This is a genomic window from Deferrisoma sp. (assembly GCF_054681715.1).
Map to the genome: position 1 here is coordinate 1 of NZ_BAAHFQ010000023.1, position 14,802 is coordinate 14,802.

Here is a 14,802-nt window from a genome sequence, read left to right on the forward strand (position 1 = left end):
CCCGTCCATCGTGATCATGATGACCGGGTTCGCCACGGTCGAGACCGCCATCGAGGCCCTGAAGATCGGGGCCTACGACTACATCCTCAAGCCGTTCAAGGTGGGCGAACTCATCCAGGTGGTGAACCGGGCCGTCGAGAAACTCCGCCTCGAGGCCGAGAACCTGCATCTGAGGGAGCAGGTCACCCTGCTGCGGCTGAGCGAGGCCGTCTCCTCGAGCCTCTCCCTCGACGAGGTCCTGCGGATCGTGGTGGAGGCGGCGTGCAAGGAGGTGGGGGCCGACGCCGTGGAGCTGTGGTTCCGGCCGCCCAAGGAAGAAGGATTCACCCGTCGGCTGGGCCTCGGGCCCAACGGCGACGAGACGCCGCTCCTGGCCGCCCCCGAGAGACTCGAAGTCCTGCTTGGCGCCAAGCCCCACGTCCAGGTGCAGGGAGAGGACCTCGCCTCGCTTCTCACCGATGCCGGCCGGAGCCGGATGCACACGCTCCTCTCCGTGCCGCTCCGGCGGGGCGGCCAGGTGCTGGGGCTCCTGAACGCCTACTCCCGCCGCAAGCGGGCCCCGTTCCGGCCCCGGGAGGAGAAGGCCCTGATCGTGCTCGGGGACCGGGCCGCGGCGAGCCTGGAGAACGCCCTTCTCTACGCCGACCTGGAGAACACCTTCCGGGAGACGATTCAGGGGCTGGCGCTCGCCATCGAGACCAAGGACGCGTACACCCACGGCCACTCCGAGAACGTGACCCGGCTCGCCGTGGCGGCGGCCCGGGAGATGGGCCTCGACGAGGACTTCTGTCAGACGCTCCGGCAGGCGGGGCTCCTGCACGACATCGGGAAGATCGGGATCTCGAGCTCCATCTTGAACAAACCCGGCCGGCTCACCCCCGAGGAGTACGACATCATCAAGGGCCATCCCGCCATGGGCAAGCGGATCCTGGAACCCATCTCGTTCCTGCGGGACGTGGTGCCCATCGTGTACCACCACCACGAGCGGTTCGACGGCAAGGGATACCCCGAGGGGCTCGCGGGGGAGGAGATTCCCCTGGCATCCCGGGTGATGGCCGTGGCCGACACCTACGACGCCATGACGAGCGACCGGGCCTACCGGAAAGGGCTGAGCCACGACGTCGCGATCGCGGAGCTCGAGCGGTGCGCCGGGACCCAGTTCGACCCCGAGTGCGTGAAGGCGTTTCTGGCGGCCCACCCCCGGCCCAAGCCCAAGCCGTAGCCCATGGACCCCTGGACGCTCGCCGCCTCGGGCCTGGGGGTCGGGCGCCTGCCCCGGGCCCCGGGGACCTGGGGAACCCTGGCCGCGGTTCCGCTGGTGGCGGCGCTGGGGCTTCTCCCATGGCCCCTGGAGCTCGGCCTGTTTCTCCTGTGCCTTCCTCTGGCGGCGGCGGCCTGTGGCCGGGCCGCCCGGGCCGCGGCCGAACACGACCCGCCGTGGATCGTGCTCGACGAGGCCCTGGGGTTCTGGACCGCGGTGCTGGGGTTGCCGCCCGGCATCGGCGCCTTCGTGGCCGGTGTTGTGGCGTTTCGGGCCTTTGATATACTCAAGCCCCCCCCGATCCGGTGGATCGACCGCCGGGTGGGGGGAGGCTGGGGCATCCTGCTCGACGATCTCGCGGCCGGGCTCGCCGCCCGGGGGGTCCTCGAACTCCTCGTGCGGTCCGGATGGCTCTGAGCCCCGCCAGCGCGGGGTTGGGGCGCCTTCGGCACGGATGCCGTTCCGGACTTGCCGGGGGGACCGGCCGCCCGGCCCAAAAGGGGGCAACACCGTGAGCGAACCTCCCCCGGAACTGCGGTTGGCCGCCGCCCTCGCCTCCGGCGGTGGACCCGTGGCCGTGGCCGAGTCGTGCACCGGCGGGCTCATCGCCCACCGGATCACCCGGGTTCCCGGGAGCTCCGCCTATTTCGACCGGGGGCTCGTGGTCTACTCGAACCGGGCCAAGGTCGAACTCCTCGGGGTGCCGGAGGATCTCCTGGAAACGCACGGCGCCGTATCGGAGGCGTGCGCCCGGGCCATGCTCGAGGGGCTGTTCCGCCGGTCGCCGGCCCGGCTGGGGGCCGCCGTGACCGGGATCGCCGGCCCCACCGGGGGCACGCCGGAAAAACCGGTGGGCACGGTATGGGTGGCCTGGGGCCGGCCGGGACGCATCCGGGCCGAGCGGCTCGGACTCCACGGGGAACGAACCGAGATCCAGGAGGGGGCGGCCGAGGCGGTGCTCCAACGGCTTGCCCGGGAGGCGGAGCTGCCGTGGACGGAAACGGCCTGATCCGGGCCTTCGTGGCGGCCGAACTGCCGGCGCCCCTGCGCGAGGAACTGGGGCACCTGGCGGCAAGGCTCCGGGCCCGGGGGGTGCGGGCCCGGTGGGTGCGGCCGGACCGCATGCACATCACCGTGCGGTTCCTGGGGGAGATCCCCCCGGAGCGGTTCGAGGCGGTGCGCGAGGCCCTGGCCCCGCCCCTTCCCGTGGCCGGGCCGATCCGGCTCACCCCCGCGGGCGTGGGAACCTTCCCGCCCCGGGGAAGGGCCCGGGTCCTCTGGGTGGGGCTCGAGGGCGGCACCGCGGCGCTCGGCCGGTGCGCCCTCGAGGTGGAAACCCGGCTCGAGCGCCTGGGGTTCCCCCGCGAGGCCCGACCGTTTCGGCCCCACATCACGCTCGGCCGGTCCCGGGGGCCCGGGGGGATCCCGGGGCTCGAGCGGCTCGGTCCGGCCGAACGGTCCTACCGGGGCACGGCGTTCGAGGTGGCCCACCTGACCCTGTTCGAAAGCCGTCTCGGCCCGGGCGGCCCGGACTACATCGAACGGGGCCGGGCCCCCCTGGGACCGGCCGCCGACGGTTCACCCCCCTGAGAACCGGCGCGGGAGGGGCGGTGGCCCGATAGGATTCTGGAATCGGGAAGGGTCCTTACTATTACTCCGGCGGCTAAATAGCCACGGTCGGGGGCATGGGGCCTGCTGGAGCGCCGGGCGTGGCTCCTACAGTCGCTGCATCCGGCACTCAGCCAACGACTGGGACTCTTCCGGCCGAGCAAACAGACGAAAACGCCCAGAGTTCCTGAATGGTTCCGACCATCCGGCTGAGTGCCGGATGCAGCGTAAGCCGGATGCCGCACTCACGCACGGCCGGAAGCAGGCCCCATGCCCTGGCGACTTCCTTGCGCGCCTCTATTGGCGCCGGGTTGATAGCCTTTCCGCTTTCGGGCCTTCTGGCACGAAGATCCTCAGAGGAGAACGCGATGACAACCGAACGCCGCCAGGCGGTGGACCTGGCCATCGGCCAGATCGAAAAGCAGTTCGGCAAGGGCGCAATCATGCGCCTCGGCGAGGCCGGCCCGGCCCGGGGCATCGAGGCCATCCCCTCCGGCGCCCTCTCCCTCGATCTCGCCCTCGGGGTGGGCGGGTACCCGAGGGGACGGGTGGTGGAGATCTTCGGGCCCGAGTCGTCGGGGAAGACCACGCTCGCCCTCCACGCCGTGGCCGAGGCCCAGCGCCAGGGGGGCATCGCGGCCTTCATCGACGCCGAGCACGCCCTCGACGTCTCCTACGCCCGGCGGCTCGGGGTGAACGTGGAGGACCTCCTGGTGAGCCAGCCCGACACCGGGGAGCAGGCCCTGGAGATCACGGAACTCCTCGTGCGCTCCAACGCCGTGGACGTGGTGGTGGTGGACTCGGTGGCGGCCCTGGTGCCCCGGGCCGAGATCGAGGGGGAGATGGGCGACAGCCACGTGGGGCTCCAGGCCCGGCTCATGAGCCAAGCCCTGCGGAAACTCACGGCCACCATCTCCAAAACCCGGACGCTCGTGATCTTCATCAACCAGATCCGAATGAAGATCGGGGTGATGTTCGGAAACCCCGAGACCACCACCGGCGGCAATGCCCTCAAGTTCTACTCGTCGGTGCGCCTCGACGTGCGCCGGGTCGGCGCGATCAAGGACGGCGACCAGGTGGTGGGCAACCGCACCCGGGTCACCGTGGTGAAGAACAAGGTGGCGCCGCCGTTCCGCAAGGCCGAGTTCGATATTTTGTACAACGAAGGGGTAAGCCGCACCGGTGACCTCCTGGACCTCGCGGTGGACCAAGGCGTCGTGGACAAGCGGGGCGCCTGGTACACCTACGGCGAGACCCGGATCGGCCAGGGCCGGGAGAACGCCCGCCGCTTCCTCAAGGAGAACCCCGACATCCTGGAGGAGGTGGAGCGCCAGGTGCGCGAGAAGGTCGGTCTGGCCGTTCCCGAAGCCCCGCCCGCCGAGGCGTAGGGGGTGGCCGCCATGGACCTCAACCGGATCCTGGAGGTCGCGGTCAGAGCCCGGGCCTCCGACATCCACCTGAAGGCGGGCCTCCCGCCCATCTTCCGGCGCGACAGCCAGCTCTACCCCTACAAGGACGCCGGCCGCCTCGCCCCCGAGGTGCTCCAAAGGCTCGCGGGAGAGATCATGACCCCGGCCCAGCGCGACGTGTTCGAGCACCAGCACGAGGTGGACATGGGCTACGGGGTGCCGGGGCTCGGGCGGTTCCGGGTGAACGTGTTCCAGCAGCGGGGCACCGTGGGCATGGTGTTCCGGGTGATCCCCACCGAGATCAAATCCGTCAAGGAGCTCCTCCTGCCCAAGGTGGTGGAGGAGCTGGCCATGGAACCCCGGGGCCTCATCCTGGTGACCGGGACCACCGGGTCGGGGAAATCCACCACCCTGGCCTCGATGATCGACTACATCAACCAGAAGAAGACCTGTCACATCATCACCATCGAGGACCCGATCGAGTTCCTGCACCGGGACAAGAAATCGATCATCAACCAGCGGGAGGTGGGGTTTGACACCCTGAGCTTCGCCGGAGCGCTGAAAAGCGCCCTGCGCCAGGACCCCGACGTGATCCTGGTGGGGGAAATGCGCGACTTCGAGACCATCGAGACCGCCCTGGTGGCGGCGGAGACCGGGCACCTCGTGCTCTCCACCCTCCACACCGTGGACGCGGCCGAGACCATCCACCGGATCATCTCGGTGTTCCCGCCGTACCAGCAAAAGCAGGTGCGGCTCCAGCTCGCGAGCATCCTCCGGGGCGTGATCAGCCAGCGGCTCGTGCCCCGGGCCGACGGCAAGGGCCGGGTGCCGGCCGTGGAGGTGCTGGTGTCCACGGCCCGGGTGCGCGAATGCATCGAGGTGCCCGAGAAGACGAAGGAGCTCCGCACGGCCATCGCGGAGGGGTTCACCACCTACGGCATGCAAACCTTCGACCAGTCGCTCATGGGGCTTCTCAAGAAAAACCTCATCACGTATAAGGAAGCCCTGCGCCAGTCGTCCAACCCGGACGACTTCGCCCTCAAGATGTCGGGCATCCAGTCCACCAGCGACACCCGCTGGAACACGGCCGAGGAGGGCGGGGAGAAAAACGGGGGCCTGAAGATCGAGCGGTTCTGAGAGGCTGGCAAGCTAGGAGGCCAGGAAGCTGGGAGGCCTTCTCCCCCCCAGTGAACACGGAGATGCACCCCGGGGGAGGCCTGGACGGTGAAGGACCCAGCCGGTCCGTTTGCCGCCGTTTCGTCCCCAGCCTTCCGACTAACTTCGGCTAGGCGGCTGGGCTGCTTGGCAGCTAGGCGGCTAAGAACATTCGGGGTTCCGGCGCCATCGCGCCGGCCCTTCGCGTGGCCGAGGCGGAAGTTATTGTTTCTGCGAACAAGCCGCGCCCTGCGCGGCCTACGGGAGATTCAAGCTCCCCAGCCGCCGGGCTTCTCGCGCATCCGGCCCCGGTTTCGGGGCCCGTTTCGTATGATCCACGATCCGATGACAGGGGTTCTTCGATGACCGGAAACGAGATCCGAAAGGCGTTCCTGGACTACTTCGCCTCCAAGGGCCACCGGGTGGTGGCGAGTTCGTCCCTGGTGCCCCAGAACGACCCGACGCTCCTTTTCACCAACGCCGGCATGGTCCAGTTCAAGGACGTGTTCACCGGGCAGGAGCGCCGCGACTACGCCCGGGCCACAACCTGTCAGAAGTGCCTTCGGGTCTCGGGCAAACACAACGACCTCGAGAACGTGGGCCGCACGGCCCGGCACCACACGTTTTTCGAGATGCTCGGGAACTTCTCGTTCGGCGACTACTTCAAGCGCGAGGCGATCCGGTTCGCCTGGGAGTTTCTGACCGAGCACATGAAGCTCGACCCCGACCGGCTGTGGGTCACGATCTACGAGGAGGACGACGAGGCCCGGGACCTGTGGCTCCAGGAGACCCCGGTGCCGGCCGAGCGGATCGTGCGGTGCGGGGCCAAGGACAACTTCTGGGCCATGGGCGACACGGGGCCCTGCGGCCCGTGCAGCGAGATCCACTACGACCAGGGGCCCGGCATCTACCCCTGCCCCGACCCGGACCGGTGCGGCCCCGAGTGCGACTGCGACCGGTTCCTGGAGCTCTGGAACCTGGTGTTCATGCAGTTCGAGCGCGCGGCCGACGGCACCATGACCCCCCTGCCCAAGCCCTCGATCGACACCGGCATGGGCCTGGAGCGGGTAACGGCCGTGGTGCAGGGCGTGCACTCCAACTACGACACCGATCTCTTCCGCCCGATCATCGACTTCACGGCGAACCTCGCCGGTGTGCCCTACGGCCGCGCCGAGGAGAGCGACGTGAGCCTGCGGGTGGTGGCCGACCACATCCGGGCGACCACGTTCCTGATCGCCGACGGGGTGCTCCCGTCCAACGAGGGCCGGGGCTACGTGCTGCGGCGGATCATGCGGCGGGCCATGCGCCACGGCCGGATGCTCGGGTTCGAGGAACCGTTCTTCCACAAGGTCTCGGGGGTGGTGATCGACCAGATGGAGGGGGCCTATCCCGAGCTCTCGGACAAGCGCGAGTACATCGCCAAGGTGATCCTCCACGAGGAGGAGCGGTTCTCCCGCACCCTGGACCGGGGCCTCCAGATCCTCGAGGAGGAGGTGGCCCGGCTCGCCGCCCGGGGCGAGACCGTGATTCCCGGCGACGTGGTGTTCCGGCTCTACGACACCTACGGGTTCCCGGTGGACCTCACCGCCGACATCGTCCGCGACCGGGGCTTCACCCTGGACGAGGCCGGGTTCGAGGCCGAGATGGAGGCCCAGCGCGAAAAGGCCCGGGCCTCTTGGAAGGGCTCGGGGGAAGAGGCCGTGGCCGGGGTGTACCGGGACCTCCGGTCGGCCGGGGTCGCCACCCGGTTCGTGGGGTACGAGACGCTGGAGGCCGAAACCCCCGTGCTCGCCCTGGTGCGAGACGGCGACCGCGTGGCCGAGGCCCGGGAGGGCGAGGCCGTGGAGGTGGTGCTCGCCGACTCCCCGTTTTACGGGGAGAGCGGCGGCCAGGTGGGCGACACCGGAAGCCTCGAGGCCGACGGGGTGTACGTGCGGGTGGAGGACGCGACCAAGCCCTTTCCCGATCTCATCGTGCTCAAGGGCGTCGTGACCCGCGGCACCCTGCGGGAGGGCGACCGGGTCGTGGCCCGGGTCGAGGCCGGGGCCCGGTTCGCCACGGCCCAGAACCACTCGGCCACCCACCTCCTCCACGCCGCGCTCCGCCAGGTGCTCGGCGACCACGTCAAGCAGGCCGGGTCGCTCGTGGCCCCGGACCGGCTGCGGTTCGACTTCACCCACTTCGCCCCCATGACCGCCGAGGAGATCCGGGAGGTGGAGCGCCGGGTGAACCGGTGGATCCAGGCCAACCATCCAATCACGGTCTCGGAGGAGTCGTTCGACGAGGCCCGACGCCAGGGGGTGATGGCGCTTTTCGGCGAGAAGTACGGCGACCGGGTCCGGGTGGTGCGGATGGGCGAGGTGTCGGCCGAGCTGTGCGGGGGCACCCACGCCTCGCGCACCGGCGACATCGGGCTGTTCAAGATCGTGTCCGAGGGCGGGGTGGCCGCCGGCGTGCGCCGGATCGAGGCGGCCACCGGCGACCGGGCCCTGGAGCGGGTGTTCGCCATGGAGGACGCCCTAGCCGAGGCGGCGGCCCTTCTGCGGGCCAACCCGGACGAGGTGCCGGAGAAGGTGCGCCGGGCCCTGGAGCGCACCAAGGAGCTGGAGCGGGAGATCAGCTCGCTCCGGAGCCAGCTCGCCGGGGGGGCGGCCCGGGACGTGCTCGCCCAGGCCCGGGAGATCGACGGCGTGCGGGTGCTCGCGACCCGGGTGCCGGCGGCCGACCCCAAGGCCCTGCGAGAGTTCGCCGACGGGCTGCGCGACCGGATCCGATCGGGGATCGTGGTGCTCGGGGCCGAGGCCGAGGGCAAGGCGCTCCTTCTCGTGGCCGTGACCAAGGATCTCACGAAGCGGGTCCGGGCCGGCGACCTCATCAAACCCCTGGCCGAGAAGGTCGGGGGCCGGGGCGGCGGCAAGCCCGAGCTGGCCCAGGCCGGCGGCCCCGACCCCTCGGGTCTGGACAAGGCCCTCGAGGCGGCTTATGAAGAGGCGGCGAAGCTCCTGGGGGCCTGACACCCTTGGACCGGGTTCCCGTTTGACAACCCCGGGGAACTGGGGCACGTTGGACCCGCACGCGGGGAGGCGGAACTCGGGGTCTCCCAGCCTCCTAGCCTCCTAGCTTTCCAGCCTTCCAGCCGAGAGAGGAGTCCGCCATGCTCGACATGTTCCGGAAAGCCACCCTGGCCGGCATCGGCCTTCTCACCCTGACCGAGGAGCGGGCCCGCAAGCTCGTGGACGAGCTGGTGGAGCAGGGCCGCATGAGCCAGGAGGAGGGGGAAAGCATCGTGAAGGAGATCCTGGCCAAGGCCGAGACCTCCCGGGAGGAGTGGGAGGCCCGGATCCGGGATCTCATCCAGGAGACCTTCCGGAAAATGGACCTGGTTCCCCGCAAGGACCTCGAGCTCGTGGAAGAGCAACTCCGGTCCCTGGAGCGCCGGGTGGCGGAACTCGAGCGCCGGGAGCGGGACCGGGACGAAGAGGTCCCCACGATGTAGCCGCGGTGGCAGACAACCGACCTTTACTTCTCCGGCCCCAGGCCGTATCCTGCCCGGCCCTCGGAACGCCCCGAGGGCCGGTTTTCGTTGTCGCCATCCCCTCTTTTCGCACGAGGTAGCCCCCCACATGGAGACCCCCAACGCCGTGGCCCGCGAGGCCGCCCGGCGACGCACCTTCGCCATCATCTCCCACCCCGACGCCGGAAAGACCACCCTCACCGAAAAGTTCCTCCTCTACGGTGGGGCGATCCATCTCGCCGGCGCGGTCAAGGCCCGCCGGGCGGCCCGCCACGCCACCTCCGACTGGATGGAACTCGAGAAGGCTCGGGGCATCTCGGTCACCACCAGCGTGCTCCAGTTCGAGTACAACGGCTACCGGGTGAACCTCCTGGACACGCCGGGCCACCAGGACTTTTCGGAGGACACCTACCGCACGCTGACCGCGGCCGACGCCGCCGTGATGCTGATCGACTGCGCCAAGGGCGTGGAGGCCCAGACGCGAAAGCTCTTTCAGGTCTGCCGGATGCGGGGGATCCCCATCTTCACCTTCGTGAACAAGCTCGACCGGGAGGGCCGGCGGCCCCTGGATCTGCTCACGGAGATCGAGGACGTGCTGGGCATCGCGGCCTGCCCCGTGACCTGGCCGCTCGGGATGGGGAAGCGGTTCCGGGGCGTGTACGACCTGCGGGACCGCCACGTGCTTCTCTTCGAAGGGGGCGACCACGGGCAGCGCCGCACCGCGGCCCGGATGACCGGGCCCGACGACCCCGCCCTGGCCGAGCTTCTCGATCCCCACGACCTGGCGTCGTTCCGCGAGGAGGTGGAACTCCTGGAGGGGGCCGGGGAGGCGTTCGACCTCGACCGGGTGCTCGCGGGCGAGCTCACACCGGTCTATTTCGGGAGCGCGGTCACGAACTTCGGGGTGGAACCGTTCCTCCAGGACTTCCTGGAGATGGCCCCCCCGCCGGGTGCCCGGGACTCGACGGCCGGGCCGGTGGGCCCCACGGAGGAGCGGTTCTCCGGGTTCGTGTTCAAGATCCAGGCGAATATGGACCCCCAGCATCGCGACCGGGTCGCGTTCGTGCGGGTGGTGTCGGGCCGGTTCCGGCGGGGCATGAAGGTGCGCCACCCCCGGCTCGGCCGGGAGGTGACCCTCGCCCTGCCGCTCCAGTTCATGGCCCAGGAGCGGGTGGTGATCGACGAGGCCTACCCCGGGGACGTGATCGGGATCCACGACCGGGGCACGCTCTACATCGGCGACACCCTGACCGAGATCCCGGACCTCACCTTCGAGGGCGTGCCCCACTTCTCCCCGGAACACTTCGCCCGGGTCCGGGTGAAAAACGCCCTCAAATCCAAGCAACTCCACAAGGGTCTCGAGCAGCTCGCCCAGGAGGGGGCGATCCAGGTGTTCCGTCAACCCCTGGGGGACAAGGACCCCATCGTGGGGGCGGTGGGGGTGCTCCAGTTCGACGTGCTCAAGTACCGGCTGGAGAACGAGTACGGGGTCACCGTGACCCTGGAGCCGATGCCGTTCCAGGTGGCCCGGTGGGTGGAGGGCGACGGCCTCGACCCGGCCGCCATCGACCGGGACCCGAGCACCCTGTGGTGCGAGGACCGCCAGGGCCGGCCCGTGGTGCTCTTCAAGAGCGCCTGGGCCTTCGAATGGCTCGCCGAGCGGGCCAAAGGGGTAACGTTCCGGGAGACGGCGTAGGATCGGCGGGGAAGCGAGAAGGCCAGGAGGCTGGAAGGATCATCCACCGGCAGACCTGGGACCGACGACCGAGGGCGGAAGACCGCGGACCGCCCTCAGTCCATCCCCATCTGCCGTTCCAGGTCCCGGATTTCGCCCTCGATCCGGGCCCGTTCCTCGTCGGAGAGTTCCGCCTCCTCGAGCCGGCGCTTGAGGCCCAGAAGGCGCATCTCCTGGCGGTAGTCGCTGCAGGTGTAGGTTCGTTCGGGGCTCGGCTTCACGACGACCTCATACCAAGTTGCGTTCACCGTAACCGTTTCCTGATTCGGCCCGGCAAGGGGCCTGGTGGAGCGCCGGGCGTGGCTCCTACAGTCGCTGCAGCCGGCACTCAGCCGATGTCTCCCTCGCCATGACCCCGCCCATGGCTCGCCAACGTTCGCGGTTCCGCCGTTCCTGGAGCCGCCGGGCTGAGTGCCGGCTGCAGGGTAAGCCGGATGCCGCCCTCACGCACGGCCGGAACCAGGCCCCTTGCCGGACCCCCGTGATGGGCGTCTGTTTGCACGCAACTTGGTATCACAGGGGCTCGGCCAGGAGCTGCTCCACGGCCCGGGCCACCTCGGGCGCCTCCCAGTTGAACGGCCCGATCACCGTGTGCCGGATCACGCCCCTCTTGTCGATCAGATGGGTCTCGGGCACGCCGGTGGCCCGGTAGAGCCCGTACACGGTCTTGTCCCGGTCCATCATCACCGGAAACGTCATCCCGGCCTTGCGGATCATCGAGCGAACGGCCTCGGGGTCCCGGTCCTCCGACACCGCCAGGATCTCCACCCCCCGGTCCCTGTACCGCTGGTAGAACCGGACCATGGAGGGGATCTCCTCCCGGCACGGCGGGCACCAGGTGGCCCAGAGGTTCACGAACACCACCTTGCCTTTGAGATCCGAAAGCCGCCAGGTCTTACCGTCGAACCCGGTGAGCTCGAAGTCCGGGGCCGGGTGGCCCTTTTCCGCCTTGGCGGGGGCCCCGGCGCTTCCCGCCCGGGACGGGGCGTCCTGCCCCGAGCAGCCAAGCCCGATCAGCACGAGAAAAGCGGCGCCCAGGAAGGCCGCGGCTCCCTTCCTTCGCACGGTCTACCTCCGTCTCCGAAGATGCCCTCGATGAGCCCCGCATCCTACGGCACGCGGCCCCTGCCGATCCAGCCCCGGCCCTTCGGGATCTCATCGAAACCCAGATGACGGCGGTGCCACGTCTACATCGAACGCCACCCGGTGCTCCCGGCCCGCCCGCCGGAAGAAGGCCACTAGGCGGTACCGCCCCGGCCGGTCGAACTGGGGGGTGAAATAGAGCTTCGGCCCCCGGTAACCGGGCGGGTCCCGGAAAAACCTGAAGTGGCCGAAGGCGTCGCTGCCCCCGTGGAAATGGAGGATCTCTCCGCCGGGCCCGATCTGGGCCCCGTGGAGGAGCGCGCCGGCGAAGGGCTCGAGGTCGGTCACGGCCTCCCCGTTCCGGGTGACCCGCAGATACGCGCTCACATACCCCTTGGCAACGGGCTCGGGCGGGGTCAGGACCAGATCCACGCCCAGGTCCCCGGCCTTCCGTGTGTGGGATCGATCCGGCTTGGCCGGTGGCGCAGCCGGACCCTCCACGGTCAGGGGGATCACCTTGGTCACCCAGATGCCCTCGTCCACGAAATCGAGCACCAGATCGTAGCGGCCGCCGTGGCTCGGGGTGAACCGGAAATCGTGGCGGCCGTCGAACACGGCGGTCTCGAGCCACCCCGGCTCCCCCTGGGGATGCAGGTGCGCCACATCCACCAGGCTTTCCGGGACCAGGAGGGCGTGGACCCTTCGCTCCCGGTAGGGCGCCATGGCCTCCGGCCGGGGCTCGTCCGCGGCCTCCACGTACACCCGGAGAACCACAGGTTCCCCGGCTCGAAGGGGCCGGTCCGGCTCCACCCGGAACCGGTACCGGCGGTCCACCTCCTCGGGCCTAAGCCTCGGGAGGTGGTGGGCGTTCGGGGTCTCCAGGGCACAGCAGGGCCGAATCGGGTCTGTTCCGGCCGTGGGCTCCCACGCCGTTGGGGGCGAGGCCGCACAGCCGGCCGCCAAAACGCCCACTGCGGCGATCCAGACACGGCTCGCGATCCGGCTCATTTCGTCTCTCCCGAGAAGTTGGCCCCCAGCACCTGGCCGTCGTAGTGGAGGTACACATGGAGCCGGTCCCGGCCCGGTGGGGCACCGGGGTTCCGGAACACCACGACCCAGCGTTCCACGCCGTCCACCATCTGCAGTTGCGCGGCCTCGACCGTCGCCCCGGCCCAGTCCGGCCCCAGCCGCCCCCGGCGAACCAAAAGCTCCTGGACGGCCCGGGCCCGGCGCACGGCCTCCTCCTCGGGGATCGTCTCGTGGCCTCCGTGGGCCCAGGCCCCGGCGGCGCAGACCGAGAGCGCCCCGGCAACCAGCGCGACCCCCGCAGCCCTACTCCAGCCCTTCCAGAAGATTGTCACGGATCGCCTCCCTGGCCCTTTCGAGGTCCATGGCCTCGTGGGCGTGGTAGTGGGCGTCGTAGTTGAACCCCAACTCCTCCCCGAAGCGCTCGTGGGTCCAGCCGTGCATCTGGAAGAGAAAGAGCAAGAGGCCCGCCGCCACGAGCCCGCCGTTGGCCACCCGGCCAAACCGACGAAACGCCTCGGTCCGGCGCCAGCCCGCAAGCGCGGCCACCATGACCACGAGGGCGAGCACCTGGCCCACTTCCACCCCCACGTTGAACGAGAGGATCCGGCCCACGAGCCCGGCCAGGTCCGCGCCCAGGGGGAGGGTCTGGAGCCGGGTGCTCAGGCCGAACCCGTGCACGAGCCCGAACGCGAAGATCACCCGGACCATGTCGGGGGGCTCCCTCCCCAAGTACCGCCGGAACCCGTCCAGGTTGTCGAACCCCTTGTAGCACACGCTCAGCGCGATCACCGCGTCCACCAGGTAGTAGCTCGCCGTGATCTGAAATAGGGTGGCCAGGATCAGGGTGAGGCTGTGGCCCAGGGTGAAGGCCGTGACGCAGCGCACCACGTCCCGGAACCCGGTGAGGAAGAAGATGACCCCCAGCAGGAACAGGAGGTGGTCGTACCCCGTGAGCATGTGTTTGGCGCCGAGCCACAGGTAGAGCCCGTAGCCCCCCTCGAGCATGGCCTGGCGGTCGGCCTCGGACATGCCGTGGGCCCAGGCGGCCCCCGCGGTGAAAACGGGGGCCGCCGCCCACAGGAACCGGCGCGCGGCCGTCATACGGCCCTCATCCGTAGCTGTGAAGCCCCGAGAGCACGAAGTTCACGCCCCAGTAGGTGAACATGGTCGCCCCGAACCCCACGATGGAGAGCCACGCGAGGCGGGCCCCCCGCCACCCGGCCGTGAACCGGGCGTGGAGGTAGGCCGCGTAGATGAACCAGGTGATGAGCGACCAGGTCTCCTTGGGGTCCCAGCTCCAGTAGGTGCCCCAGGCGTAGTTGGCCCAGATGGCGCCGGTCAGGATCCCCAGGGTCAGGAACGGGAATCCCACGGCGATGGCCCGGTAGGAGATGTCCTCGAGGACCCGACGGGGCGGAAGGACGCCCTCCTTCCCGTCGCCCCGGAACAGATAAAGCACGCTCACGGCGAACGAGATGGCGAAGGCGCCGTACCCGATGAAGCAGGTCACCACGTGGGCGGTGAGCCAGTTCGACTGGAGCGCGGGCACCAGGGGCTGAATCTCCGAGGAGATCTTCGGGTTCAGGGACACGACGGCGATGGCCAGGGCGCCCAGGGGCGCCACGAACGCCCCCAGGGCCCGGGTGCGCAGACGCCACTCGAAGACGAGGTAGAGCCCCATGATGCACCAGGCGAAAAACACCTTGGACTCGTACATGTTGGAAAGGGGCATGTAGGCGTACCCCAGCTTGGCGCTTTCGAGGTAGCGCACCACGAAGGCCGCGGTGTTCACCAGGAACCCCCCGAGGCACACGGCCGTGGCCCCGAGGCCGACCACGGGGTTCCGCCGGGCCGCGAGATGCACGGCGTAGAGCACGCCGGCCACGAAGTAGAGCACCATGCTCAGGTTGAACAAGGTCACGTTCATCGTCTGCTTCTCCTGGATCGAGAAAGTTTGGTCTGCGGCCGCCGGCCCCCGTCGCGGGCCAGCGGCCGATCCCAAGGCCGG

General features: G+C 69.8%; 15 protein-coding genes. 9 read left to right on the plus strand and 6 right to left on the minus strand.

Annotation, left to right across the window (positions count from 1 at the left end):
• The 9 genes from ACY0I8_RS05645 to ACY0I8_RS05685 all read left to right on the plus strand — a co-directional run.
• A partial coding sequence (locus ACY0I8_RS05645; RefSeq protein ID WP_461393961.1) for an HD domain-containing phosphohydrolase occupies positions 1-1,222 on the plus strand: 1,222 nt, incomplete at its 5' end.
• Between the two features lie 3 nt (positions 1,223-1,225).
• Positions 1,226-1,678, plus strand: coding sequence for a phosphatidylglycerophosphatase A family protein (locus ACY0I8_RS05650; RefSeq protein ID WP_461393962.1), 453 nt, complete (start codon positions 1,226-1,228; stop codon positions 1,676-1,678).
• Positions 1,679-1,772: 94 nt separating this feature from the next.
• The gene (locus tag ACY0I8_RS05655; RefSeq protein WP_459940907.1) at positions 1,773-2,270 is read left to right on the plus strand and encodes a CinA family protein; all 498 of its coding nucleotides are present in this window, start codon (positions 1,773-1,775) and stop codon (positions 2,268-2,270) included.
• On the plus strand, positions 2,252-2,851 hold the full coding sequence (gene thpR, locus ACY0I8_RS05660; protein ID WP_461393963.1) for an RNA 2',3'-cyclic phosphodiesterase: 600 nt from the start codon (positions 2,252-2,254) through the stop codon (positions 2,849-2,851). Before ACY0I8_RS05655 ends, thpR begins: the two co-directional genes overlap by 19 nt.
• 386 nt (positions 2,852-3,237) lie before the next feature.
• Positions 3,238-4,257 carry a recombinase RecA gene (recA, locus tag ACY0I8_RS05665; protein WP_461393964.1) on the plus strand — a complete coding sequence of 340 codons (1,020 nt, stop codon included), beginning with the start codon at positions 3,238-3,240 and terminating at the stop codon, positions 4,255-4,257.
• Between the two features lie 12 nt (positions 4,258-4,269).
• Positions 4,270-5,415, plus strand: coding sequence for a type IV pilus twitching motility protein PilT (locus ACY0I8_RS05670; protein ID WP_461393965.1), 1,146 nt, complete (start codon positions 4,270-4,272; stop codon positions 5,413-5,415).
• A 380-nt stretch (positions 5,416-5,795) separates the two neighbouring features.
• Positions 5,796-8,447: an alanine--tRNA ligase gene (alaS, locus tag ACY0I8_RS05675; protein ID WP_461393966.1), complete on the plus strand. Its 2,652-nt coding sequence runs from the start codon at positions 5,796-5,798 to the stop codon at positions 8,445-8,447.
• A gap of 140 nt (positions 8,448-8,587) precedes the next feature.
• Positions 8,588-8,929 carry a phasin family protein gene (locus ACY0I8_RS05680; protein WP_461393967.1) on the plus strand — a complete coding sequence of 114 codons (342 nt, stop codon included), beginning with the start codon at positions 8,588-8,590 and terminating at the stop codon, positions 8,927-8,929.
• A gap of 127 nt (positions 8,930-9,056) precedes the next feature.
• A complete protein-coding gene (locus ACY0I8_RS05685; protein ID WP_461393968.1) occupies positions 9,057-10,643 on the plus strand; it encodes a peptide chain release factor 3 in 1,587 nt (528 codons plus the stop codon).
• 95 nt (positions 10,644-10,738) lie between these two features.
• On the opposite strand, the gene ACY0I8_RS05690 is transcribed toward ACY0I8_RS05685, so the two are convergent.
• The 6 genes from ACY0I8_RS05690 to ccsB form a co-directional block, all read right to left on the minus strand.
• Positions 10,739-10,930, minus strand: a complete 192-nt coding sequence (locus ACY0I8_RS05690; RefSeq protein WP_461393969.1) for a hypothetical protein — start codon at positions 10,928-10,930, stop codon at positions 10,739-10,741.
• A gap of 265 nt (positions 10,931-11,195) precedes the next feature.
• Positions 11,196-11,747 carry a peroxiredoxin family protein gene (locus tag ACY0I8_RS05695; protein ID WP_461393970.1) on the minus strand — a complete coding sequence of 184 codons (552 nt, stop codon included), beginning with the start codon at positions 11,745-11,747 and terminating at the stop codon, positions 11,196-11,198.
• A gap of 90 nt (positions 11,748-11,837) precedes the next feature.
• Positions 11,838-12,773 (minus strand): hypothetical protein, encoded by a 936-nt coding sequence (locus ACY0I8_RS05700; RefSeq protein ID WP_461393971.1) that lies wholly within the window; start codon positions 12,771-12,773, stop codon positions 11,838-11,840.
• On the minus strand, positions 12,770-13,126 hold the full coding sequence (locus ACY0I8_RS05705) for a DUF6488 family protein (RefSeq protein WP_461393972.1): 357 nt from the start codon (positions 13,124-13,126) through the stop codon (positions 12,770-12,772). Before ACY0I8_RS05705 ends, ACY0I8_RS05700 begins: the two co-directional genes overlap by 4 nt.
• Complete coding sequence (locus ACY0I8_RS05710; RefSeq protein ID WP_461393973.1) at positions 13,098-13,895, minus strand: HupE/UreJ family protein; 798 nt, start codon at positions 13,893-13,895, stop codon at positions 13,098-13,100. The genes ACY0I8_RS05705 and ACY0I8_RS05710 overlap by 29 nt, the downstream gene beginning before the upstream one ends.
• A gap of 7 nt (positions 13,896-13,902) precedes the next feature.
• Positions 13,903-14,721 carry a c-type cytochrome biogenesis protein CcsB gene (gene ccsB / locus ACY0I8_RS05715; protein WP_461393974.1) on the minus strand — a complete coding sequence of 273 codons (819 nt, stop codon included), beginning with the start codon at positions 14,719-14,721 and terminating at the stop codon, positions 13,903-13,905.
• Between the last annotated feature and the right edge of the window lie 81 nt (positions 14,722-14,802).